The following is a 25,239-nucleotide window of genomic DNA, read 5'->3' as shown; positions in this document are numbered from 1 at the left end:
CCCCCTTGATAGCTGGTACGCGTTTCACCCAGCCCGATAACTAGTTCCTTGTAACGGTACGGAAAGACATCCATTTCACCTCAATTAAAAGAATTGTTCCTATTATAATTCTGTAAGCCTTTTTATTCAAGAGTTCCGTTTAACGATACGTAGTCCGGCCACTTGGCCAACCTTATGTCCTTCATGAGAAGCAAACTTGATCGTAACTGCTGATTTGCCGCTCGTGATCGGCTGCGGGAGTTCATAGCGAATCGTCTCCAGCTTATTCATCTCCTCAGACTCAAGAGTGCCTACACCAAGTTGCTCCCCATCCGCCAAAATATCAAATGCCAGCGAAGTATCGTTCGACTTCAGATACGTGACCACCAGATCCACTTGCTCATCCGGCAAAACTTCCATCGTGAAGGAGAACCAGCCATTGATCCAGCTGTCCCGATACTTGCGATTGTGGATTTTACCTAAGCCTACAAATTCACCTGTGAAATTATGATCGCGTTCAGGCTGCATTTCAGCAGGTTGTACCGAATCGACAGTTAACTGCTCAAGCAGCAAGTTATTCTCCACGGCTTCGCGATATTCAGCCTCTGCCAGCTTCCACTCTTCCGGTGTAAATAAATCCCAATACACGGAATAACGATGATCATGCATAGGGTAGAACGGACGAAGCTCATGATCCCCTATATACCCTAAACCTTTCATCCGGAACACATTTTTGCTCACATTAGATTGGATGAGGTTGTCCGTCAGTGTGTCCCGATCTCCGATTAATACGGAAGCAAGGGCGCGATCGCTATTGGTCTCTGCATTTATAGGCCCAAAATCACCTGCGAGCACAAGTGGCCCGTAAAGGAATGCAACTCGGTTCGGATTATCCGGCATCGTCTCGATTCTCACCGACATCGGAATATCGTATTCGACAACGTCTCCATCCTGCCACTCTCTATCCAAAGTAAAGTAGTTAGATTTGCCTACATTTACTTGAACATCTTCACCATTTACGCTAACACTCATCCCTTGCTCAGCCCAGTAAGGATATCTTAGCTTTAATGTGAATTTCGTTGGCTGTGCTGCACTGATCCGCAGTACACCTTGTCCCTCTGCCGGGAACTTGGTCTCTTGCTGCAAGCTAATGCCTTGCTCTTTCCAAGCCACTGTAGAAGGTACGTACTGATTGACATAAAGCTCATCTGCACTATGGAAGTATATCGCCGAGCCATACATAGAATGGCTTTCCATTCCCGAACCTACACAACACGTAAAGCTTTCGAACTGCGAATTAAACGATTTATGTCCACCCATCTCGAGAGATACGAAGTAACATACCCGGCCATCTACCGGCTCCTGAGAGGCTAAGATGTGGTTATACATCGCACGTTCGTAGTAATCCGCATACGCTGCATACGCATCCCATTGGAACATATGCTTAGTCAGCTTCAGCATGTTGTACGTGTTGCATGTCTCACATGAACCTTCACCCAATCGATCATTTAACTTATCCGGTTCACCAAAATGCTCATTATAGCTGTTGCCGCCGATCACATAAGAATGATGATTCACGACCCGATCCCAGAAGAAGCGGGAAATACCTGCATAATGCTCCTGCCCAGTTACCTCATATTGTCTAGCAGCTCCGATGATTTTTGGAATCTGTGTATTAGCATGTCTTCCAGCTAGGGTATCTTTTTCTACGGCCAGATCATTAAGCACTTCCCCATGATAAAAGCTTTCCGCTAACGCGAGGAAACGATCTTCTCCGGAATCCTCTGCCAAATCCGTCAGCGCTTCATTCATGCCGCCAAACTCACAACGCAGCACCTCTTGGATCTGATCTTTACTCAGCCCTGCAAAAATATCCTCAAGCCACAGCCCCAGCTTCGTTTCAATAACGAGCGCCTTCTGATTGCCGGCCAATCGATAAGCATCGCGAAGACCTGCAAACAGCTTATGCATCGTGTAAAGCGGCACCCAACCTCCGTTGAGGTCAAAGCCCTGTGAGCGAATGTCGCCTGCCTTCACTTCCTCAAATAACTCCTTGCCACGAGGAATGCCGGAAATAAAGCCATTGCCATGCGCATCCTGACATAGCTCTAATTCATCTACTACATAATTCACGCGTTGTAGCAGCTCTTCATTTCCCGTAGAGGCATACATTAACGCACATCCAGAAATATAATGGCCTAACGTATGGCCGCTAATGCCCTGAGATTCCCAGCCCTCGTAGTGAGCAGCCTTAGGCTCTAAGCCAGCATATTCGCGAAAACGCGACAGAAGCCGATCTGCCTCAAGCTTGAGTAAATAATCAGTATTTAACTCCATCGCATGGAGAAGTGGACCTGAATCAATTCGTACGTTCTGTAGATCAAAAGCTTGCGTCTTCAATGAAATCGCTCCCTCGCAATCTTGTCAGGGTTAGATAACAAGTGTATATTTGTATCCATAAGATAACACCGGAACGTTGATTTGTCGGTAGATCAGTCGTACAAATAGTGGACAAACCCGACTTATTGATTGCTAGGAGGACCGCATGACCTACTTAAAAATAAATGCAGATGTACCTGTTCATTTTACAGCGGCAGGTGAATTTATCTCAGAAACACCATGGAAGCATGTGGAGCGTGTTATGGGGAACTACGAACTAATCATTGGGGTGAACGAAACGGTATATTTGAGTGAGGAGAACAAACAATTTGAAGTAGGCCCTGACGAAGCTCTTCTGCTCATGCCTAATCGCACACATGTCGGCTATAGAGAGTCACGACCCGGGGTTAAGTTTTATTGGTTTCATTTCGAACTGACAACCGAGGGGTTATTACTGAGTGAGGAGGAAATGAAGCCTGAGGCAGAAGAAATCTTTTCGCGCACACAGCGCTTATGGTCCGTACATGATCTATATCTGCCCCAAATCATAAAAATCGAACATAGTGACCGGATTCATATTCTGGCGAATCAAATCCTTCATGTGGCCAACTCGGGGTATTTAACCTATTCCAGCGTTAATTATTTGCTGACCTCGCTTTTAATTGAGCTGTCTGAGCATGCACTTCAGCCGTTCGCCAGTAAGCTGATCCGCGCACAGCAAGATGTCACCTTCGTCAAAATAGCTGAGTGGACAAGGATACATGCAAGCGAACCACTTACCGTGGCCATCATCGCGGATAAATTCAATTACAACAAGGACTATCTAGCTCGGCTATTTAAACAGCATACCTCCATGGGGCCATTAGAATATATCCATTCAGTACGTGTGACTAAAGCGAAGGAGCTACTAACCAGAACCGCATTAAGCGTGAGGGACATCGCGACAGAGACGGGATTCACCGACGATAAATATTTCATGCGCCTCTTCCGAAAATACGAAAACATGACACCCACCCAATATCGTAACGCTTATCATAAGACGTTTATGAATAATGACTGAAGTAAAGCCACCCCTAAATATGGAGTGGCTTCTTGTTTGGGTATTGTCTATTGGATAGAATGAACTTCACACCAATTACGTAGGAATTGCAGATTAGTATTGAAGTAATGATCGTTTTGCCACCCACAACTCCAAACCTGTGCGTTCCCTGTGTGCAGACCCATCAACCATATCTCCCGGATAGCAACAAATATAGGGATTGCCTTTAAATCGTTCTCAGATAATACTTTATGCTTTTGGTATGAATCCAGGAAAACAGTCCATTGTTCATTGTCAAAATGCTCTCGTTCTTTCCCTCTAACCCTTGACCACAAAAACACGGAAACATCATAGGCCCTCCAGCCAAAACCTCCGCAATCAAAGTCGAAATGAGTCAGGGTATCCTCGTAGAAATGTACGTTCGCTCCATGAAGATCACCATGACATGCCCCCCAATCCAGCTCTGATGAGATTTCAGCTATGCTATTTGCCAATACTTCCGACAAAGATTCTAGATAATCGATATCCTCTTGCCTGTGGGATAAAGGCTTGCGAATCGATTGAAGCGGTTCTTGAAGCAGATGATCCAGATTAAGCGTAAATCTTTGCTGCCCACATTCGAAATCATCCATAGCCAGATGCATCTTAGCCACTTGTTCACCGTATAATTCACAGCTAGCTTTTTCATCGGAATAATTGCCTTTTGCAAAAGTAAACAGAACTGCGTAACGTGTTCCTTCAGGAGCCTCCAGCTCAATTAGGTAACCACCCTCCCTGCTGATTACCGGAGCCGATACAGGGATATTCTTCTTATTTAAGTGATTCAATAACTCCACTTCAAAATCAATCTCATGTTTATTTCGCCAATGAGCTTTATAGATCCTAAGAATGTATTTATCAATAGAGGTCTTTAGTAAATAGGTATCATTAAGTCCGTTCTCATAAAAACTACACTCCAGAACATCCCCGATTTCATAAAGATCATTAATTACGGGTACTATGGCATGGGAAGAAATTACGGAATGATACACCGGCAGTTTCAGCATATAAATCACCCTTCAACGTTAATTGCTACTCACTATTTATTTTCACGTTTGGCCCGTATAAAGGCGAGGGATTTATTAAATATAGCTAAACTTTCCGCATCGTTAATTTAATTGCTCTATAATGCTCTGCTTCGATATTGATCGTCTAACAAACTGAACCATACCAGTCTGGACAAGTAAAATAACCAAGAAATACAGGAAAATAGCACTCCAAGGGAATTGGTATTGAATGTAGGAAAGCCCCCCCATATTCCCTGCACTCTTACTTATCATGTATCCCATTAGATTGCCCGTAAAAAGAGCCATCGTAAAGCTTCCAACCACTAAAAATCCTGTTTCATAGGTTAACATAGCCATTAATTGTTTTCGGCTCATTCCTATGGCTTGCATAAGGCCTAGCTCCCCTTTTCTTGCAGAAATAGTGGTGATTATGGTGTTCAAGAGATTGATCATACTGAATACTGCTATAAAAACCATAAAACTACACACTGAAATAGTGATAGTTCTAAAAGCAATTCTATTGGATTCCACAACTTCGGAAAAAGACAATAATTTGAGTGTATCCTCATTGAGAATCACACCCTCTAACTCACTCTTTATTAACTCTTCATTCGATTTATCCATAGTAATAACTTCGTAGCTCTTATTGCTATTAAAAGGGGCTACAGTTTGCATTACTTTGGGTGGAAGATAAAATGAAGTTCCTGAATTCTTATCCGTAATATCTCCAATGATCTCAAAATCATGTTTAACCTTCTCCTGATCATTAGCAATTATGAATGAAATATGATCACCGACAGCGTAATGAGCCCCGTAATAATCTAAGTCACTACTGGCGCTGTTAAGGAGAATGTAGGATGCATCCGACGAATCAACATCTGGGATCTTCCCCTCAGCCAAATGACTACTCCATCTTTCGTTGTTTAACGTAGGGATATTCTCAATACTGACTATCGCGGCCCCGTCATCCGTTTTTATTCCTTCGATAGCAGCTTCAATATACTGATGTTCGATTACGTCCTCAACTTCATTTATAGCTAGGATTTTATTTTTTAAAGAAGTAGATAGTTGCCCTTCCGTCTGAAGATCACTTAATGAGGTTGTTTCAGAATACAACTCATTATTAATTTGAATATCAAACCGACCATGATTCGGAAAATATTTCTCTGCTTTTGAGATTGGATCGACCGAGTTTAACAATGTCCCCAAGGAAACAAATAGCGTTCCGCTTAAAAAAAGAGACAGCAAAGTTAACACCGTCTTTTTCCTGCTTCTTGATAAGTTCAATGCAGCTAAAGAAAATGGTGTGAGTCTTTTCGAGTTTCTTTTCTCCTTTTTTGTATTAACATCGGCATCTACATGTCTAATCGCCGTTATAGGAGAGATTCTTGATGCGAATTTAGATGGTGCGTTTAATGAAGCTCTAACTGTTACTTTGGTGAGCAAACCGGCTAAAAAGGCAAGTGAAAAACTTGGAACTGCATTCCAGTGAAAGCCACTTAAAATCCAGCTCATTAAACATCCTAAGATAACTCCAATAGGGATATATTTTCTTGAAAGATTTTTCCCTTCATATAGAACTAGCTGTTTTATCTGCTTTTTTGTTGCACCGATTGCTCTAAGTTGTCCGTATTGTTTAATTCGCTTAGTAATTGAAATATAAAAGATATTGTAGATAACTAGCCAACAAGCCAGTGCGATGATCAGCATGATAGACAAGATGGATATCACAGTGCTTCCTGACAGATTATTACTGTCCACATTCACATTATTGATCTGAATATTTCTCTCAGAGATACCCATTCGCTGCCCTATTTCTTTGATTTTTGACTTCAGTTCCTCGTTGGAATAACTGCTGCTGTTGTTGATGCTAATTGCCGCGGAGAAATCCTCTTTGGAAAGAAATGGATCTTCCTCAACGAACGCGCTTGATACCAGAGCATTGTAGCCGATTCGATTCTCGTTACCTGATGCGGTTGTTTGCAGAATTCCAGAAATCACAAATTGGCTGGTTTGAAATTCTTTGCTGGCATTGTTTCTAAATTGCAAAGAAATAGAATCGCCAAGCCCCAGGCTTCGATCATCGGATAACTGAAAGTCTTTTTCTATTGCAATTTCATTTTCTTTTGTAGGGAACTTCCCCAGAACGATATTGGCATTTGATAAATCCATCATGGCTGGATCCGTGTAGAGAATGGACAATAAGCGTTCTTCTTTTTTCTCTCTGCCTATTTCCTTATAAAGCCCGATTTTATTAATTTCCTCTATATCTTTCAATCTTGAGATTTCATTGTTATTGAGGTTATAGAATAAAGCCTGGAAATTCGACTCATGTTGTAGGTTAGTAAAAGAATTATAACCAAAGGTCATTACAACAGTTAATAAAAACGCAGCTAAAGCTATCACACTGCCTACAAAGTAATTTTTGGTTTTTTCCGCTTTTAAATTTGCTTTTGCAATTCTTATCATTGCTGTTTTATTCTGTATGGACATTGATACATCATCCTCCTATCGTATAACGAATATTCCTCCCTTTGCATCATCAAGTGAATACTTTCACTATTTATTCTATAGATAATATTCTCCAACAAAGATCAATCACCCTTTAAATAGATGATATATACTATATTTACTATTCATATAATATATGGATACAACAAAAAAGACTTCCCCCTCTGGAGCGTTTGAGTATCTCCAAATTAGCGGAAGTCTTTTTATGCTCAATATGCCTTGTGTAGCAAACATTTAGATTAATAAATTACGCCTCGGCACTTCTCTCCTGAAGCGCACCGACCAACGGATTCCACCGCCAGCGTGGAGTCAATCCTTGCAGATGTACACCTCCAAACCACTCATCGCTGCCATTCTTCTGCACCCAGTCTTCGTTTCCAGCTATTACACTCTTACCTAGCTCTGTTAATACAAGCCCACAGTCTTTAAATTGCATTACTGAATCGTTATAAACAGGGAACTCATTGCATCCATGAGTTTGTAGCAAAGGGTACGTGCCTTGTACCATCTTTCTTAGGATATGCCAATATTGCAAGTCGCCCATTCCCAAGATATGAAGCTTATCACCCACATTTTTGAACAGCTCATAGGGTGATTTTATTCCCTCATGGATCATCTCCAGCGTGATTTGTTCTACGATGCCAAGTCCGTTTGTAGTAGAAGGAAAGCGCGATAAATGCGCCCGGAAGGCGTCATGTGCAAAGGGTAACGCCGATGTATCTGTAGTTAATCGTTGTTGCAGCAATTCTGGATTCGGTGATACATAGGCTTCCCAGAGTGCTTGACCTGCTTCTAATTCTTTGGCTCCGATTAGCTTCCATGTGCCTGATAATGTTTCCATCTGCTCTATAGAAAGTTGTCCAAGTCCTCGAAATAACTTTATTCCCGGATACTCTCCAATGCATAGTAAGCTTAGCTTGGTGGTTAACATTTTCTGCTTCGAGAACCAATGGAGTAAATAACTGAGCATCGTCTGATCGAAAAGGTCATGCTCGAACCATAACACCACTTCTTCATATTTATGGAAATCAGCTAAAATCTTCTCTTGCCTCTCACTATTGGCGATAAATTCCCTCTGCGGAATCCCCATCGTTTGTTCCAAATATTGCGCTCGAACAGCGCGGTTATCTCCATCGGCAGGATCCAAAAATACCGGCCCATGCGAATATACCTCTCTCCACACTAGTACATCACCTTTCACGATTCCTTGCCGCAGCTTCTCTCCCACTACATCTCCATTTACAATGTGAAGCACAGCTTTTCCCCCTTCGTACAAATGGTTGAATACGGAAAGAACATCTGCCACAGGCAATGCACCTTTCAGCTTGCGGCGGGCATCAAAAAGTCGCTTCTTCAATACCGAAACCGAAGTCCCCAGAAAGTCAGCAATCTCTTGTAGTGAGTAGCCTTGAAAATAATATAATTGAACGGCAATCCGCATATTGGACGTTAATGCAGCTATAGACTCGTGAACCAGCCGTTGGGTTTCCTTTTTCTCAATAATATCTGCTATAGAAAATGAAGATTCTGTCGCTTGCGCAGCTTCATCGTAGGGTAATGCAGGATGCTGCTTTCTTCGCAAGATGCGATAACATTGCCGCACCACAATAGCTTTAAACCAGCCCGGGAATGCCTCTACTGCTCGTAATTTATTCAAATGCAAAAAGGCTTCTGTGAAAGCTTCCTGCACAGCATCTTCCGCTAATTGATAGTCACGCAGCTTTTCGAACGCAACTGCATTGGCCATCGGTGTAAAGTGCTTAACAATCTGTTCAAAAGCTTGTCGGTCTCCTTGTTTAGCCTCTTCGATATACTGAAGCATCTGTCCTCCGCTCCCTTCTTCCGTATTATATACAAGTGCCAATGAAGTTCCTAAAGGTTACGGATGGGATTGAAAAGTCAGACGTTATTTATTTTTTCCTATTACATCCTTTGCAACCTCTAGAGCTGAAGAGGCTCGCGGCCAACCTACATAAAAAGAAAGGTGGGTGATGGCCTCCACGATTTCTTCAAGTTGTAAGCCGTTCTCTAAAGCCAAGTGCAGATGATAGGGGAGTTGTTCCGTCATGCCCCCCATCACCAAGGCAGAAATCGTAATCATGCTACGATCCCGAAGTGATAATTGCTCACGTCTCCATAAGTCCCCAAATAACACATTTTCCGAGTAGTCGACGAATGCCGGAGCGAACTCCCCTAACGATTCCCGTACATTTGTGACGATTTTCTGATGCGCCATATTACACCTCCCTAACCGGAGGTTGTAGCATTTGAGCAACACCGTTACCAAACGACCAATCTTCGAATTCCGTATCGACGAGCACAATGAATATATCTTCTTTTCTGATGTTTAGCGTCATCGATAATTCCTCGGCTAGCCTCGCGTAAAAGCTTTTCTTCTGTTCCGTTGATCTTCCGGATTTTAGCGTAACTTGGATATATATCAGTCCGTCGCTTCGTTCAATATTTAAATAATCTTTACTATAAAAAAATTCCCCCGCTTTATGCGCATGAAAAACCTGAAACATATCATCCTCCGGTACATGGAAATGCTGAATTAACGCGCTCATAATCGCTCTGCATATTCCTTCTAGCTGATGAATGTCGTATTGTTGCTCCAGATAACTGACTCTAATGAATGGCATTTTAATTCACTCCTTCTTTGGAATTCTTTTATTGTACTCTCAGTATTTTGATTTATATAATTGAATAAGATAATAATCTTAATCAATTATACCGATAGAGGTGACAATCGATGGATCTAAAAGAACTGATGGCTTTTAAGACCATTCTTCAAGAAGGCACTTTCTCACGCGCTGCAGAGAAGTTGAATTATGCACAGTCTACTATTACCAACCAAATTCAACGACTTGAAAAAGAACTGGGCATACAACTCTTTCACAGAGGCTGGGAAGTAGAACTGACAAGTGCTGGACAAGTTTTTGCAGCGGAAATCGATAACCTTATTCAACATTGGAACTATGTATCAGAACTCACCAAAGCTTTACAGCATGACGAAATTGGCACACTTCATATCGGAGGCATTGAATCCATGATGGAATCCGTCCTACCGAACGCCTTGCGAAAGTTTCAGGAGCAAAAACCAAAGATGGCATGTAACTTCATTCAGGGTAACACTGATTCCCTCTCACAACTTGTTCTACAAAGTGAACTGGATTTTGCCATCTGCGGTGAGCCGTCCGACCTGTTTTTCTTTTATTTCGAACCGCTCTATCACGAAAAGATCGCTTTTATAGTAGATGAAAATCATCCTTTAAGCGGACGAGACGAGATTTCATTTCGAGAAATTCTTGAATATCCAATTATAGCTGGAGGACGCACTTGCTTATATCACCTTCGGTTAGCTAAGCAATTTTCGAGATTCGAATCAAAGCCCACTTTATCCACCATAAGCCAAATTTCTGCTATTCCTCATTTTGTAAGAAAGAACCCTGGGGTAGGGGTAGTGCTTGATTCGACAGCTTTAATGACAGATATCGTAAAAATAGATGTTGAACTAAGCGAGCCGTTCATTCAAGTGGGTATATTGCAGCGGCGCAACCGAGAATATCTAGCAACATCATCTAAAAAACTAATCCTACAAATCATAAAAGAAGAAATTGAGAGGATTAGTAACGCTAATCCTACGCTCCACATTTGAACCTCAAGCTAGTTCCATATATGATAGCTTTATCATCGTTATCAGGGGAGGATTCATAGCAGTGGCAGTATTAATCAATGAACAAATCAGAGCATCCGAAGTAGTTCTTACAGGACTTAGGGGTGAGAAGCTGGGTATCGTCTCACGGGAAGAGGCGCTGGCCATGGCCAGATCAGCGGGAGCTGATCTGGTATGCACCTCGCTAATGAGCAGCCCACCGCCCTGCAGCCTAACTGCAAAGGGCAAAGCAAAAGCGGCCGCGCAGAAAGAAGCAGCCTCAGCACGCAAGGCCAGTGGTGGCTCAGCTGCAAAGGGCGGCAGCAAGGAGAAGGTCAAAGAGCTCCGCTTCACTGCTCATATTGAAGAGCATGACTACGATACGAAGCTCCGTCAGGCCGAGAAGCATCTACGCTCCGGCAAGCCGGTGCAATTAGTTGTCAAAGCTTCCGGTGCGAAGGAAGCTGCTGCCGCAAAGACGGTACTAGAACGCCTCGTAGCTGACCTCAAGGAAGTCGGAGTCAAAGATACCGGCATCCAGACAGGCGGCAAAGGTTCACAGGTGAAATTAAATCCACGGTGAAGAGTGGAATTTCAGATAATTTAGGCTCAAAACCAAAATTAGTGGACCATTTCATGAAAAAGCTGCTGCTATCTGCAAATGTAGCTTTATTGCGAGCAGAATTCAGAATTGCGTTCGGACACCACAGCCCTTATTCGTAACTATTTCGCTGTTCTGGGATGCTAACGGACTTCAGAGACTTTATATCACTAAAATAGCACGATATTCGCTCCATTTATGGAAAATAAGATCTCTCGAGTCCGCAACTTCCTCCAAAAGGCTTAAAATGTACAAATAGCTGCATCTAAGTCCGTTAGCACAATAGCAAGTGGAAATCAGGAACTGGGCAAGGGGCATGATTCTTATATGCAAGCAAAAGCGCCTTCGGTGCCCCTAAAGGACGGTAAGCGTTTATGCGAGAAATAGAAGGATAATGTCTCGTGCCAAACTTATACTTTCTTGTATTATTAAAAAAGGCCATCCTCTGCGGGATGGCCTTTCACTTCATAGACAATGTTCTTGCTCGCTCTTAATCAGTCACCTTAAACATGATTACCCATTAATCCCCTTGGGCGATAGTTCATACCCCCAGCATAGAGGTGGGAGACATCTCCCAATCCAATACATCTGGGAACTGCATAGTGCTCGCTGCGCTCTTCAAACAAGATCGTCGTTACCGAGCTTGGAGCAAGCCAAAATACGGACCAAGCCAAGGCTAAAGGAATCTGCAATAAATGGGCTAGCCATGCAAGGCCAAAGCCACCGTGACACACAACTCCAATCTTCTTGGTAGAAGGCTCGAGGATACGATATAGGCCATCTTCTCTTTTATAGTGGTGGCTAAGCAAGAATTGATCTGAAGCCGCTTGTAGTTCGCTAAACCGCAATCTGTATTCCTCTTGTTTTAACCAATGATCTGTTTGATCAGACCATTCTCTTTTTCCACTCGATAGTTCACTAATATGTTCTCCCGGACTATCCCATATAGGCGCCATTTGTCCATCCAACATAATCCCTGTCCAATCCAATTCACAAGTCCAAGGTTCTGTCTGAATTACAAGTCCCGTCTCTTTGGCCACATAACTTGCTGTTGTCTGTGCTCTACCCAATGGTGAAGCATATAATTCATCCAGTCCGATAGATGCCATGCGTTTTCCCAATGCCGCTGCTTCCTGATGCCCGAATTCCGTTAGATCATCTATGGAATAGTCCGGATCACCATGACGAATCAGAAATATTTGCATAACAATGCCCTCCTCCCCTCAAATCCAGCCTTTTTCTTCCGCCAGCCGTACCGCCTCAATCCGGCTTTTCACTTCCAGCTTATTGAGTATTTCAGAGATGTAATTGCGGACAGTGCCATAAGACAGATGCAGCGAAAAGGCTATCTCGCTCGCGGTTTGCCCTTCTCCAGCCAGTTTTAAAATCTCGCGCTCCCGTGCTGTTAATGGATTCTCCTCCCGCAGACTGCCGAAGACTAACTCAGGAGATACCTCCCGATGTCCAGCCATGACACGACGAATAGATTCAGCTAGCTTATCTACAGGCTCGTCCTTCAACAAATACCCTTGAATACCAGCCTTTACTCCACGCTCAAAATACCCTGGACGGGCAAAGGTAGTCAAAATAATAATTCGGGTCGGACAACCCTTACTCCGCAATATTTCTGCAACCTCCAGCCCGCTCTTGAACGGCATTTCAATGTCCATGAGACAGACATCCGGCTGAAGCTTGTCGATTAAAGCTAACGCCTCCGCCCCATCACAAGCTTCTCCGACTACTTCGATATCGTCTTCAAGATCCAGCAAAGAAGCCATCGCTCCCCGAAGCAGGCGTTGATCCTCCGCTATAACAATGCTTATCATGCAGTCTCACCCCCTTGTGCATCTTTTACGATTAGCGGGATGGTAACGATCAGCGTAGCTCCCTGACCCTCAGCTGAGCTTAGCGACAGGGAGCCATCAATCAGGGATAGACGCTCTGCCATTCCCTTCATGCCATTTCCATCGCTAAGCCCACCATTCCCTCTCTCCCCATGCTGTAGACCAATGCCGTTATCCTTAACGGTAATTCGCACTTCTCCAGCCAGCTTTGCCACTCCTATGAAGCATTTGTCCGCTCTACTATGCTTTACGATATTAGTCACTGCTTCTTTGATACAGAGGCTAAGGATATTTTGCGTCAGGTCGGATACCCCCTCCAGAGAGATATCCCCTTCCACTTCTAAGGCGATCTCTGCCGTTCGCAGCATCTCTCCAGCTTCAGCCAGTTCCTCTGCTACTGAGATCGCTCGCATTTCCGACACTAGCTCACGCACTTGACGGAGCGCAGCCCGTGAAGTGCGCTGAATTTCTCGTGCTTCCTCTTGAGCTCGCTCCGTATTTTTCGTCACCAGCTTCTCTACGAGTTGGCTCTTTAACGTAATCAGGGACAAGGTATGGCCAAGGGTATCATGCAGGTCACGGGCGATTCGCATTCGTTCCTCACGCTTCACCAGCTCTTTAATCACCTCATTGGCTTGATCCAGCTCTTTCTCCAGCTTCTGATTCCGATTCATGGACCTCACTCCGAACGGACTAATCAACATAATAATAATAAACGGAGCTAAAAACATCACGCTTCCCCACTCCATCTCACGACCCACTAAGACCAGCACCGAAAGGATCATGATCACAAAAGAAGCAAATGCAATTTTGAACCCTTTATTCTCCGTATAATATGCGATAAAATTTGCGGTGAAAAAGCCCATGTACAGATTATAGGGGGTATAGAACAAACTAAGCACCACGATGATTAACATTTGAATAAATAACCAAACATTAAACACTCCACCCCGCACCCAATACAGCTGGCGATAGCTGAGGGCAAACACCGCTATCATAATCCCGCCCAGGATGAGCTTCATTCCAGTCTCCCCGCGCAAATTCAGGATGGGCAAAACCAGATAAACAGCCCATACAAAAGGGAAAAAACCCTGTTTTTGTGGAAATAACCGGAACTTCGCACGCTCAGCCATTCATTCACACCGCTTCCTGTTTTTTTCGAATATAGACCGATAGTAACATAAAAACTACCAAATATCCGAGTAAAATCAAGACATTACTCCACGTCGGAGCTGATCCACGAACGATCTCCCAGGCTCCATTCCCATAGTTATAGGAAGGAAACCAATGACCAATCCGCTGCATTAATCGTGGCAGTATCTCAATCGGCATCCACATGCCTCCTGCTACAGCAAGAGCCATATAAATCACGTTGCTGACTCCACTGGCTGTATCCACCCGTTTCATAGCACCTACAAGCGTACCAATCGCTAAAAATGGTAGAGAACCGATCAGGATCCACAGCCCGCTAAGCACCCATTGACCTGCGGATAAAGAGACGCCATTGATTAAATAGCCTGCGATAAAAATACAAATGACCGAAAACAGATGCATCATCGTCTGTCCGAACATTTTTCCGAAAAAATAGATCGATCCCGGCAGCGGTGTAATCCGAATAAAGGTGGTCCAGCCTTGTGTTCGTTCTTGCACCAACCGGATGCCAAGCGTCATAATGGCTGAGCCCATTACACTGAAGGTCGCCATAGACATTAAATAATGAGCACGCCATGTTAGGTCATCGCTACCTGTATTGACCACCCGGGTGAAGATGAAATAGAACATGATGGGCATGAGCAAAGACCAGAACACATAATAGGGATTACGGATGATCCGCAGCATTTCCGCTTTACACTGTACAGTTATTAGTCTCATGGTTAGACAGCCTCCTCTTGGTTCATGGTCAATTGTTCAAAAGCCTCATCCAAACGTCCCTGATCAATTCGAACATCTTTCACAGGAAGTCCAGCCACAAAAATCGCTTTAAGCGCCTCATCTGTATCCTCTGTGGTCACGTGAATGCGGCCATCTTTTTCATAACAATCCTCTATAGCAGCTAGGTCTAGCAGGTTTCTGCGCAATTGCGAGCGATCACCCACAGGCAGGAAGGACACGGAACGCTTCACAATCCGCGATTTAATCTCATCTGGACTTCCGTCCGCAACTAAGTGGCCTTTACTGAATAATAGAATACGATCCGCAATATCTTCTGCTTCCTGCAAATAATGGGTCGTGAACACAATCGTTTTTCCTTGCTCCGCAAGTCCACGAACCGTTTCCCAGAACCGCCGCCGGGAAGTAATATCAAGTCCGACTGTAGGTTCATCGAAAAAGATCAGCTCCGGATTACCCGCGAGGGCGAGCGCAAAGCCCAAACTACGCTTTTGACCGCCCGAGAGCTTCTCGGCGTATCTATTCAAATCGGCTGGCGCAAGTCCAGTAGCCTTAATTAGAAACTCCATATCCATAGGCTTTGGATAATAGCTGCGGATCAGATCAATGATCTCCCGCACCTTTAGCCGATCCATTACACTTACCTCCTGCAGCATCGCTCCAGTCTTTTCACGTACTGCTTTATCCTTCGGATGATGACCGAACAACTCCACTGTACCCTCGGTAGGCTCTATTAGCCCCAGCAGCATGCCTAATGCCGTTGTTTTACCCGCTCCGTTCGGTCCCAGAATAGCTGTAATCGAACCTTTAGCAATGTTAAAGCTGATATTATCTACGGCCTTTTTATCCTTATATATTTTGCTGACCCCGTGCATTTCTATAATATTATCCATAACGTAATCCCTCCGCTTCCGAATGCGTTTGATCTATTTCAATCATATGGAAAAAGAAGACATGACATTAGTATGGACTGTCATTTCTTTAAGATGACAACTGTCACCTTCCTGGCTTCGAATAAAAAAAAGAGGCTGCCCTATCAGTAGAATAAACTACTAATAAGGCAGCCTCTTTAGGTGAAGCAAGTTTAGTTACCTCCGAAGGAATCCTTTTTCCAGCAGAAACTCCTTCATATGCAGCCGTGCTGGCTGTGACAATCGCTCCGCCATAATGGCCGACCAAGGGGTGTCTTTGGCGCCGTGGGTCCGCTCACGCATATAGTCTGAGGAGACTTTATCGTAAGTTTTGACCTGCTCCACAGTGGTTTCCGCATTGTAGCGATTACGATGCAGAACAGCCTCTAGTGGAAGCCGCGGACGCAGGCCCGAAGCTCCGTCAGGATAACCTACACACATCCCGAATATCGGATAGACCAATTCAGGCAGTCCCAGCAATTCCGATACCTCCGCGATCCGGTTACGGATTCCACCGATATATACAATTCCAAGTCCTAGTGATTCCGCAGCCACTGCAGCATTCTGTGCAGCAAGCGCAACATCAACGGTAGCTACAATCAGGTTCTCAGCAGAATCTTCATAAGAAGTCTCTCCCTGCAAATGAGGTTTCGTCACCTCGCGCAGCCGATACAGATCAGCGCACCAGACCAAAAATACTGGGCATTGTTCTATATAAGCCTGATTGCCCGCTAGTCCCGCAAGCTCCGTCTTTAGTGCCGGGTCAGTAACTGCAATAACACTATAAGCCTGAACATTACTTGAGGTTGAAGCCATCTGAGCTGCTCCAATAATAGCGCTAAGCTGATCTTCACTTACTGGCTTATCCTGAAACTTGCGGACAGATGCATGTTTCATTAACAGAGAAATTGTATCGTTATTTACTTGCACTGTGGCCACTCCCTAAATAGTGATAGTGATATTACAGCTTTACCCGCTGTAGCCGAAGTGCATTCAAAACAACAGACACGGAGCTAAATGCCATCGCAGCTCCTGCCAGCCATGGGGCTAGAAACCCAAGTGCAGCAATCGGTATTCCTATTGTATTGTAAGCAAGCGCCCAGAACAAATTTTGTTTAATATTTCTCATCGTTTTGCGGCTCATCATAATCGCATCAGGAATACTCTTCAAATCCCCGCGCATCAGCGTAATATCTGCTGCTTCCATAGCTATATCCGTTCCTGTCCCAATCGCCATACCCGTATCGGCAGTAGCCAGTGCCGGAGCATCGTTGATCCCATCCCCAACCATGGCAACCTTAGTCCCATTTTGCTGTAGCTTGCGAACCTCTTCGGCTTTGCCCTCTGGCAGAACCTCTGCTAACACTTTTTCGATCCCTGCCTGCTTCGCAATAGCCTCAGCTGTAATTTTATTGTCACCAGTGATCATTACGACTTCAATACCCATATCATGGAGCGCGGCTACAGCCGCTTTTGAGGTCGGTTTAATCGTATCAGCAACGGCCACAATCCCAGCGATTTCACTCTCTACCGCTACTAGCATAGCTGTCTTCCCCGACTCCTCCAGCTTCTTCATAATTGGAGTCCATTCTGTGATATCAAGCTGATGATCTTCCATCATCCGCCGCGTGCCTACCATAACCTGCTGATCGGAGACAACGGCCATAATTCCACGTCCGGGCACATTATCAAACTGCTCAGCAGTAGGCAAAGCCAAACCTCTATCAGCAGCGCCAGCAACAATAGCTTCCGCAAGTGGATGCTCAGATAGCTTTTCAGCAGCTGCAGTTAAAGCTAACAATCGGTTTTCCGCGTTTTCTTTTCCATAAGCTGCAATTCCAGTAGTAGTCACAACATCGGTAAGCACGGGTTTACCATTCGTCACTGTACCTGTTTTATCTAGTACAACGGTCTGAATCCCTTGCGCTCCCTCTAAATGCTCCCCACCTTTGAAGAGAATTCCAAGCTCTGCTGCCCGGCCCGATCCTGCCATAATGGAGGTTGGCGTTGCCAGACCTAGCGCACATGGACAAGCGATTACGAGCACTGCAATGGCTTTTTCGAGGGCATCAGCGAACTGGCCAGGGGCTGCCCAGAAATACCAGATCAGAAAAGTTATTACGGCAATACCCACAACAATCGGCACAAAAATCCCTGAGATTACATCGGCAATCCGCTGAATCGGAGCTTTGGAGCCTTGAGCTTCCTCCACTACTCGGATAATTTGAGCCAGCGCAGTGTCGCGACCCACTTTATTGGCTTTGATTCTCAAGATACCGTTCTTATTCATAGTGGCACCGATCACGGTATCCCCTGCTTTTTTCTCCACAGGAATACTTTCTCCGGTCAACATCGACTCATCCACAGAAGAAGACCCCTCGACAACTTCGCCATCCACAGGTACCTTTGTTCCGGGCTTCACCAATACAATATCACCAGGAATAACTTCATCTGTCGGGATATTCATTTCTTGCCCATCCCGAATTACGAGGGCGGTTTTTGCCTGAAGACCCATTAAGCTTTTGATTGCGTCAGAGGAACGGCCTTTCGCCAGCGCCTCAAACCATTTACCGACAAGGATAAGTGTAATGAGTACAGCACTCGTCTCATAATACATTTCTACAGTATGATTCATTCCCTTCATGCTTAAGGAATCAATGGTCAGATAAAGACTGTAGAAATAAGCTGCCGACGTCCCTAATACGACCAACACATCCATATTGGCACTCCGGTTACGAAGGGCTTTATAAGCACCGACGTAGAACTGCCAACCGATGATAAATTGCACAGGGGTAGCCAGTACAAGCTGGAACCAAGGATTCATAAATATATCCGGTGTTGGAATCCAGCCGGTGAAGGAGAAATGACCAGCCATCGCCCATAACAATGGGAACGAAAGAATTGCAGAAATGATCCATTTCCACTTTTTATGCTGAATTTCTTTTCCACGACGATCCACATGATCCTTGCGGTCTTCTTTAAGAGAAGCTTTATAGCCGATACTGCTTACCTTCTCCATGATCTCCCTTGGACTGATATTACCGGGTGTATATTCTACATGTGCTGTTTCCAGCGCTAAATTCACATTAACTGCTGCTATACCCGGTGTACGGCTCAACACTTTTTCAATCCGTGAGGAACACGCAGCACAGGTCATCCCCGATATATCAAAATCCGCAGATTCTTTAATAGTGTCATAACCAAGAGAACGGATTTTATCCTCAATTTGTGGCAACCCTGATACTGTCGGATCAAATCCAACTGTAGCCTGTTCCAAGGCTAGATTCACATTCGCACGAGATACGCCGTCCATTCGGGACAAACCCTTCTCAATTCGGGTCGCACAAGCGGAACAGGTCATGCCTGTAATCTGTACAGTTGCCTGCTGTTCGTTTGGTGAAGCTGTTGTTTTGGTTTTATCCATGATTTCCACGCCTCCACATACCCCTATAGGGTATGATAATTTCTAAAAGAAAAGGCATTGGAGCTTTGGGTAGCTTCCCCATATCACTCCAAGCCTTATTACTGTGCTTCAAATTAAACTACGTCATACCCTTGATCTACAATTGCTTCTTTAATCGCACCAAGGCTTACTTTGTTCTCATCATACTCGACGGAAACTTTCTTAGCAGCAAGATCAACTTTAGCTGTGGCTCCAAGATTGCCTACGGCTTTCTCTACGGAGTTAACACAGTGACCACAAGACATTCCTTCAACGTTTAATGTAGCGTTTGACATTAATATAACCTCCAATAAATGTTGTGAAGCTATGCTCTAGAAGCATTAGCTTATTATTTCATTAATTTGTTAACCGTAATTAGGAGCTCGTCGATAACCTCATGTTCGCCAGCTTCGATTCGCTCAACAATGCAACTTTTCATATGTCCTTCTAACAGCATCTTACCGACACCATTTAACGCCGCCTGTACCGCTGCGAGCTGGTTGAGTACATCATCACAATAGGTATCCCGTTCAATCATACCCTTTACCCCGCGGATCTGGCCTTCAATCCGGTTGAGGCGCGTATTCAAGTTATTCTTGAATTCTGCCGAATGATGACTTTTTCGTTCTCCTGATGATGAAGAATGACAATTTATGTCGCAGGATTCTGCAGCTTGCTCTTTCTTGGCAGTAGACATAAGAATCAGCCTCCTTGGTTATAATATACCCCCGTAGGGTATGTCAAGAGGCATTCCTAATTCATCCACAGATGATCTCCACGGGTAGTTTGTCCCTATATTACCGCCGTATTCTTCTACGGTTGGCTATACATCTCTATTTTTTTAAAAAAACTATTGCCTCCCTATTCAAATTTGAATATAATAAATTTTGCTTCTAATTATGAACATTTTTCGAACAGAACTATCACTATCACTATTAAGAAAAAGGAGCTGCGAAGCATGCATACTAAAGAAAGTAATCTTAAACTCGTAGTGGTTGGCCTGCTGCTTGGGATTCTTATGTCCGCAATGGACAATACCATTGTAGCTTCAGCTATGGGAACGATAGTCTCAGATCTTGGCGGTCTGGATAAAATCGTATGGGTCACCTCGGCTTACATGGTAATGGTAATGGCCGGAACCCCTATCTTCGGCAAGCTCTCTGATATGTATGGACGTAAGCGTTTCTTCATTTTCGGATTGATTGTATTCCTGATTGGCTCGGCTCTGTGCGGTACTGCCACCAGTATCACACAGCTCAGTATTTACCGTGCCATTCAAGGGATCGGCGGCGGTGCACTAATGCCAATCGCCTTCACCATCGTTTTCGACATTTACCCGCCTGAAAAAAGAGGGAAATTGACCGGTCTCTTTGGAGCCGTCTTCGGAATCTCCAGTGTACTTGGACCTTTACTCGGTGCCTATATTACCGACTATGTTGGTTGGCAGTGGGTATTCTACATTAACCTGCCGCTAGGAATTATTGCACTGTTCCTGATTGCAACTTCTTATAAGGAGTCGATCTCCCACGCTAAACAGCGCATTGACTGGGGCGGAGCCTTCACTCTGGTTGGCGCGATTATCTGCCTAATGTTCGCTCTGGAACTTGGTGGTAATCAATATGCTTGGGATTCCAGTGCCATCCTTGGCTTATTCGTAGGTTTTGCTGTTCTCTTGCTGGCGTTTATCCTTATTGAGAGAGTAGCTGCTGAACCTGTGATCTCGTTCGCTATGTTCCGCAAACGGTTGTTTGCAACAAGCAGCGTGACCAGCCTATTTTATGGCTCTGCTTTTATCGTAGCTACTATTTACATTCCTATCTTTGTGCAGGGTGTATTTGGCGGCTCAGCTACGAACTCAGGGCTGATCCTTATGCCGATGATGATCGGTACGGTCGTTGGCAGTCAGACCGGGGGGCTGCTTACAACAAAAACCAGCTTCCGCAACATTATGATCCTATCCGCAGTCTGCTTTGTCGCAGGGGTCTACAGCCTAAGCACTTTATCACCAGATACCTCCCGCCTCATGCTTAATGTATTTATGGCTCTGACTGGGTTCGGCGTAGGCTTTTCCTTCTCCGTGCTGAGTATGGCAGCTATCCATAATTTCGATATGCGCCAACGGGGATCGGCAACATCGACCAGTACCTTCATGCGCTCCCTTGGAATGACGCTGGGAATTACGATCTTCGGGATTATTCAGCGGAATAGCTTTACTAACAGTCTAAGCGATGCTTTTGGCGGTAGTGAACAGTCAGCAGCTTTCGGAGATCCACGCGCTGCGTTAACACCTGAAGCAAGAGCGAAGATCCCTGCTGAAATATTAGAAAAAATATCAAGTGCGTTATCCACCTCTATTGCACAAACCTTTATGTGGGCCTTGATTCCTGCAGTGCTCGGTCTAGTCTTTGTACTGCTCATGCCAAAAGACCGTCTTACCATTCCTGCTAAAGCTGTTCAGGCGTCTGAGGGCAAAAGGTAACCATTATGTCCATGAAATTAGCCATTTTAGGTTTACTGCTGGAGCGGAACATGCATCCCTATGAAATCACATTAGTGATGAAGGAACGTTCCATGGACCGGATCACCAAGCTGCAAATGGGATCACTCTATTATGCTGTGGATAAGCTTGCACAAGATGGTTATATAGAAGCTTTAGAGATCATCCGCAGCAGTGATCGGCCGGACAAAACAATCTATGCCATAACGGAGCAAGGTAAAGCTTTATTCGAACAGCTTATCCTGCAACAAATTAAGAAAAACGAACCCTTCTATCATCCGATGTATATGGCCCTGGCTATGTCCCGTCATATCGATCAGAGCAAGGTTGAGAAGCTGCTCGAGGAACGCCTCCGGGAAACAGAACATCAGGTTAATCTGGCTTATCAGGTATACGAGGAGCATATCTCCATCGTGCCTCGTTCTGCCCTGCATCTAATGTACGGTACATATGAGCACACCCTGACTGAGCTGAAATGGCTGCAGCGCCTATACGATGATGTTGTAGCACGCAAGCTAAAAGACGTAGGGACACCGTTGAATTTAGAGGCCTAATGGCCTCTTTTTTCTGTTTAAGGGAGTCAAAATACGTTTATTAACGAGCACAATATCCATTAAATCTCAAAGGAAGGCGAGGCGGTAAAAATGACCCGAGAAAAACATCAGCTGAATAGTGGCAAACGGGATCACCCGGAACAATATCCAACAGAGAAAGAAAGTCTATTTGATCTTCATGAAAGTGAGCAGAATGTAGACCCGATTCCGATGGAAGATTTAACGCTGGAAAAGCAAGAGGAAAAGAACAAAGAGGAGACCAAACACCGCTCTTCCAGCGACAAAAAATACCATACGGGCTTCTGAGAGTGTACAATATCTACAAGTACGCAATCATAATTTCCAAGGAGGAATCACATTGTTGAAAGCGTTACCTTTAAACAAGCGCGGGATTCCCGCAAGCCGCATTGCTTTAGGCTGCATGGGGCTAGGCGGTGACTGGGACCATGAGCCGATTACTGCGGAGAATGTTAAACAGGGACATGAAGCGGTTGATGCCGCCCTTTCCATCGGCATCAACATGTTTGATCATGCAGATATCTATACTCGTGGGAAGGCGGAGAAGGTATTCGGTCAGATTTTTAAGGATCGTCCAAGACTACGTGAAGAAATCATAATTCAATCTAAATGTGGAATTAAGCTAATGGAACCTGGAGACAGCACTAATACGTTTGATTTCTCTGGCCAACATATTCTGAACAGTGTAGATGGAATATTGTCACGACTTGGGACCGAATACATTGATATTCTTCTACTGCATAGACCTGATCCCTTAATGGATCCCGAGGAAGTAGCCTCCGCATTACATCAACTGAAGGCCGCTGGTAAGGTTCGTCATTTCGGGGTTTCCAATATGAGCGCCGCTCAGATCAAGCTGCTGCAGACTTATTGCGATGAACCTTTTATCGTAAACCAGCTGCATATGAGCTTGGCTAAGATCAGCTGGGTGGATGCTGGAATCAGTGTAAATCGTGAACCCTGGAAGGATATTATCTTCCCTGAGGGAACCCTTGAACATTGTCGAATGGAGAACATTCAGCTTCAAGCTTGGGGGCCACTCGCCCAAGGTCTATTTAGCGGGCGTTCATTAGAGGATCAACCGGAGAATATCGTCCAAACAGCAGCTATGGTCCAACAGCTCGCAGATGAAAAAGGAACAACACCTGAAGCCATTGTACTGGCTTGGCTAATGACACATCCAGCTGCCATTCAGCCTGTTATTGGAACTGTGAATCCGAAGCGTATTACTGCCTGTGCCAATGCGGACAAGCTGGAGCTTAGCCGTAAAGAATGGTATGACCTGTATGTTAGTTCACGCGGTTCAAAACTTCCGTAACATATACATTTATATTCTCAACTTCATTACTCCGCTTATGCCCGGCTCGCGTTACTACTGCGAGCCGGGTATTTTTTTGCGAATCACTCTAACTTATCGTTCTTTATTGCGAATATATTTAGTAATCGAGCGATATATGGAGTTATTTAGAGATAAATTATCATTTTCGTTCTTTATAGAGTACAAATGCGCGTTATTGGCAGTTTTCTTTTTGATTTATTCCATGTATGATTCATTACAGAAGTTGTTCTTAATAAAGAACGATAATAACGAACCAAAGAAACAGACATTGAGGGGAGGTATTCCTCTGAGACCCAGATCAGCAAGGAGAAGACCTAGAAGAAACAGGAAAATCGGATTACGTATACTGCAATCAGGAATGGCTGTCTCCGTCTTATTTCTATATACCTCGCAGCAAGTTGGTGGTACCTATGGAGGCTTTGGAGCTGCTACGCAAACCACTAGCACGATTAGCTTTTGCGAAGTATTTCCGAATTCGATCAAGGCACTGCTTACAGAGTTCAAAGAGCATGTTAATCGAGCGCTCACTTTAAAAGAATCACTACAGCCCTTTTCCTCATCAGCTAACTACTCGGACGTTTCGGGAATAGAAGGGATGTCGCTGGAAGAGCTTGATGTCGCTGCAGAAGAGATTTCTTCGCAAATAGCGGCGCTTCAATCCCAAATAGATAGCGTTAACGAGCAACTGGCGGCTAACAGCCAAATTTGGAATCAAATCCACAATGAGCTAAGTGCAGCAGCAGCCTTACTCTTCCAGATAGGAGGATATATGACTTCTCTAGATTCCAACTGTCTAGAAATCAAGGACGAGCAATTTTTCAGAGATTTACAAAGCAGCCTGAATCAAAGCGGTGTGATCTCGGAATCCTTGAATGCTTCCTTAAATGGAGTTATTAGTTACCTAACCTCCATACACGATGTCGGTCTTCCATTCGCTTCGGTAGTTACCAGCGATGTTTATGGACAACTTGAATTACGCGAAGGAGAGTTCCCACAGCCACTGCCATTCCTGATTACCTTCACTCAACCAGACGGCGTGATCTCTAGCGACCTCACCTCATCTTATGAAGCTCTAAATACCGAATTGACTAACCTTAAAGAATCGGCAACCTCAGGTATCACTACCCTTCAAGATAAACTCCAATTGATCAGTCAGACTCGCGAGCAAAAACTAGAAGAGCTTGAAAAAGCTCGGCTAGAAGAAGAGCAAGCAAAGAAAGAAGAAGAAGCGAAAAAAGAAGAAGAACGTTTGGCTGAGGAGAAAAAGCAACAAGAAGCCGAGGATAAAGCGAAAGCTGAGGCAACCCCTCCAACATCAGGTGAAGCTGCTCCGGAAGCCCCAAATAAAGAACAACCTGAAGCCCCAGCCACTGACCCGGTTAAGCCGGAAATTGGCGAAGAGCTCACAATTCCAAAAGATGTCCCTCAGCAAGAGGCTCCACAAGAGACGCCAAAGGCGGAAGACAGTACGACTACCCCGCCGGTAGCAACCCAAGCTCCTTCGGACCCTCAACCTGAGAAAGGTGGAGAATAA

Annotated in this window: 23 protein-coding genes; 8 read left to right on the top strand and 15 right to left on the bottom strand. The window is 44.6% G+C overall.

The genetic code is table 11. The features are described 5' to 3' along the window. Positions 1–126: 126 nt before the first annotated feature. Entirely contained in the window at positions 127–2,379 is a 2,253-nt protein-coding gene (locus NSQ91_RS02105) for a beta-L-arabinofuranosidase domain-containing protein (protein ID WP_340916278.1), read from the bottom strand. Positions 2,380–2,524: 145 nt separating this feature from the next. On the opposite strand from NSQ91_RS02105, the gene NSQ91_RS02100 reads away from it, so the two are divergent. Next, entirely contained in the window at positions 2,525–3,418 is an 894-nt protein-coding gene (locus NSQ91_RS02100) for a helix-turn-helix transcriptional regulator (protein WP_076307947.1), read from the top strand. Positions 3,419–3,465: 47 nt separating this feature from the next. On the opposite strand, the gene NSQ91_RS02095 is transcribed toward NSQ91_RS02100, so the two are convergent. The 5 genes from NSQ91_RS02095 to NSQ91_RS02075 all read right to left on the bottom strand — a co-directional run bounded on the left by NSQ91_RS02095 (position 3,466) and on the right by NSQ91_RS02075 (position 9,596). Continuing rightward, positions 3,466–4,443 (bottom strand): phosphotransferase, encoded by a 978-nt coding sequence (locus NSQ91_RS02095; RefSeq protein ID WP_340916276.1) that lies wholly within the window; start codon positions 4,441–4,443, stop codon positions 3,466–3,468. Between the two features lie 102 nt (positions 4,444–4,545). Then, positions 4,546–6,936: an ABC transporter permease gene (locus NSQ91_RS02090; RefSeq protein WP_340916274.1), complete on the bottom strand. Its 2,391-nt coding sequence runs from the start codon at positions 6,934–6,936 to the stop codon at positions 4,546–4,548. Between the two features lie 265 nt (positions 6,937–7,201). Next, entirely contained in the window at positions 7,202–8,776 is a 1,575-nt protein-coding gene (locus NSQ91_RS02085) for a sigma-70 family RNA polymerase sigma factor (protein ID WP_340916272.1), read from the bottom strand. An 84-nt stretch (positions 8,777–8,860) separates the two neighbouring features. After that, positions 8,861–9,190: a carboxymuconolactone decarboxylase family protein gene (locus NSQ91_RS02080; protein WP_076124622.1), complete on the bottom strand. Its 330-nt coding sequence runs from the start codon at positions 9,188–9,190 to the stop codon at positions 8,861–8,863. 1 nt (position 9,191) lies between these two features. Beyond that, positions 9,192–9,596 carry a tautomerase family protein gene (locus NSQ91_RS02075; protein WP_076185657.1) on the bottom strand — a complete coding sequence of 135 codons (405 nt, stop codon included), beginning with the start codon at positions 9,594–9,596 and terminating at the stop codon, positions 9,192–9,194. A gap of 110 nt (positions 9,597–9,706) precedes the next feature. On the opposite strand from NSQ91_RS02075, the gene NSQ91_RS02070 reads away from it, so the two are divergent. Beyond that, complete coding sequence (locus tag NSQ91_RS02070) at positions 9,707–10,612, top strand: LysR family transcriptional regulator (protein ID WP_340916269.1); 906 nt, start codon at positions 9,707–9,709, stop codon at positions 10,610–10,612. A gap of 61 nt (positions 10,613–10,673) precedes the next feature. Continuing rightward, positions 10,674–11,192 (top strand): translation initiation factor IF-3, encoded by a 519-nt coding sequence (gene infC / locus NSQ91_RS02065; protein ID WP_076185653.1) that lies wholly within the window; start codon positions 10,674–10,676, stop codon positions 11,190–11,192. A gap of 521 nt (positions 11,193–11,713) precedes the next feature. Here infC and NSQ91_RS02060 read toward each other — a convergent pair. From NSQ91_RS02060 to NSQ91_RS02020, 9 genes are all read right to left on the bottom strand, one after another. Continuing rightward, complete coding sequence (locus NSQ91_RS02060; protein ID WP_076275989.1) at positions 11,714–12,415, bottom strand: histidine phosphatase family protein; 702 nt, start codon at positions 12,413–12,415, stop codon at positions 11,714–11,716. An 18-nt stretch (positions 12,416–12,433) separates the two neighbouring features. After that, positions 12,434–13,036, bottom strand: a complete 603-nt coding sequence (locus NSQ91_RS02055; RefSeq protein WP_036682756.1) for a response regulator transcription factor — start codon at positions 13,034–13,036, stop codon at positions 12,434–12,436. Next, positions 13,033–14,187, bottom strand: coding sequence for a sensor histidine kinase (locus tag NSQ91_RS02050; protein WP_340916267.1), 1,155 nt, complete (start codon positions 14,185–14,187; stop codon positions 13,033–13,035). The genes NSQ91_RS02055 and NSQ91_RS02050 overlap by 4 nt, the downstream gene beginning before the upstream one ends. 4 nt (positions 14,188–14,191) lie before the next feature. Continuing rightward, on the bottom strand, positions 14,192–14,926 hold the full coding sequence (locus NSQ91_RS02045; RefSeq protein ID WP_340916265.1) for an ABC transporter permease: 735 nt from the start codon (positions 14,924–14,926) through the stop codon (positions 14,192–14,194). 2 nt (positions 14,927–14,928) lie between these two features. Further along, positions 14,929–15,837 carry an ABC transporter ATP-binding protein gene (locus NSQ91_RS02040; RefSeq protein WP_076124631.1) on the bottom strand — a complete coding sequence of 303 codons (909 nt, stop codon included), beginning with the start codon at positions 15,835–15,837 and terminating at the stop codon, positions 14,929–14,931. A 195-nt stretch (positions 15,838–16,032) separates the two neighbouring features. After that, entirely contained in the window at positions 16,033–16,785 is a 753-nt protein-coding gene (gene nfsA / locus NSQ91_RS02035) for an oxygen-insensitive NADPH nitroreductase (RefSeq protein WP_076304312.1), read from the bottom strand. A gap of 31 nt (positions 16,786–16,816) precedes the next feature. Then, entirely contained in the window at positions 16,817–19,279 is a 2,463-nt protein-coding gene (locus tag NSQ91_RS02030) for a heavy metal translocating P-type ATPase (protein ID WP_076124633.1), read from the bottom strand. A gap of 113 nt (positions 19,280–19,392) precedes the next feature. After that, entirely contained in the window at positions 19,393–19,593 is a 201-nt protein-coding gene (locus NSQ91_RS02025) for a copper ion binding protein (protein ID WP_076124634.1), read from the bottom strand. A 53-nt stretch (positions 19,594–19,646) separates the two neighbouring features. Then, positions 19,647–19,994 (bottom strand): metal-sensitive transcriptional regulator, encoded by a 348-nt coding sequence (locus tag NSQ91_RS02020; RefSeq protein ID WP_076124636.1) that lies wholly within the window; start codon positions 19,992–19,994, stop codon positions 19,647–19,649. Between the two features lie 261 nt (positions 19,995–20,255). Between NSQ91_RS02020 and NSQ91_RS02015 the strand changes: the two genes are divergently transcribed. The 5 genes from NSQ91_RS02015 to NSQ91_RS01995 all read left to right on the top strand — a co-directional run bounded on the left by NSQ91_RS02015 (position 20,256) and on the right by NSQ91_RS01995 (position 25,239). After that, complete coding sequence (locus NSQ91_RS02015) at positions 20,256–21,776, top strand: MDR family MFS transporter (RefSeq protein ID WP_036682771.1); 1,521 nt, start codon at positions 20,256–20,258, stop codon at positions 21,774–21,776. Positions 21,777–21,781: 5 nt separating this feature from the next. Continuing rightward, complete coding sequence (locus tag NSQ91_RS02010; protein WP_076124638.1) at positions 21,782–22,348, top strand: PadR family transcriptional regulator; 567 nt, start codon at positions 21,782–21,784, stop codon at positions 22,346–22,348. 90 nt (positions 22,349–22,438) lie between these two features. Next, the gene (locus NSQ91_RS02005) at positions 22,439–22,654 is read left to right on the top strand and encodes a hypothetical protein (protein ID WP_076124640.1); all 216 of its coding nucleotides are present in this window, start codon (positions 22,439–22,441) and stop codon (positions 22,652–22,654) included. 52 nt (positions 22,655–22,706) lie between these two features. Next, positions 22,707–23,684: an aldo/keto reductase gene (locus NSQ91_RS02000; protein WP_076304311.1), complete on the top strand. Its 978-nt coding sequence runs from the start codon at positions 22,707–22,709 to the stop codon at positions 23,682–23,684. A 379-nt stretch (positions 23,685–24,063) separates the two neighbouring features. Further along, on the top strand, positions 24,064–25,239 hold the full coding sequence (locus NSQ91_RS01995; RefSeq protein WP_076304310.1) for a hypothetical protein: 1,176 nt from the start codon (positions 24,064–24,066) through the stop codon (positions 25,237–25,239).

It is taken from the genome of Paenibacillus sp. FSL R7-0048 (genome assembly GCF_038004505.1).
Lineage (GTDB): Bacteria > Bacillota > Bacilli > Paenibacillales > Paenibacillaceae > Paenibacillus_AQ > Paenibacillus_AQ odorifer.
The sequence above is the reverse complement of the archived record's forward strand: the minus strand, read 5'-3'. Positions and strand labels throughout refer to the sequence as shown.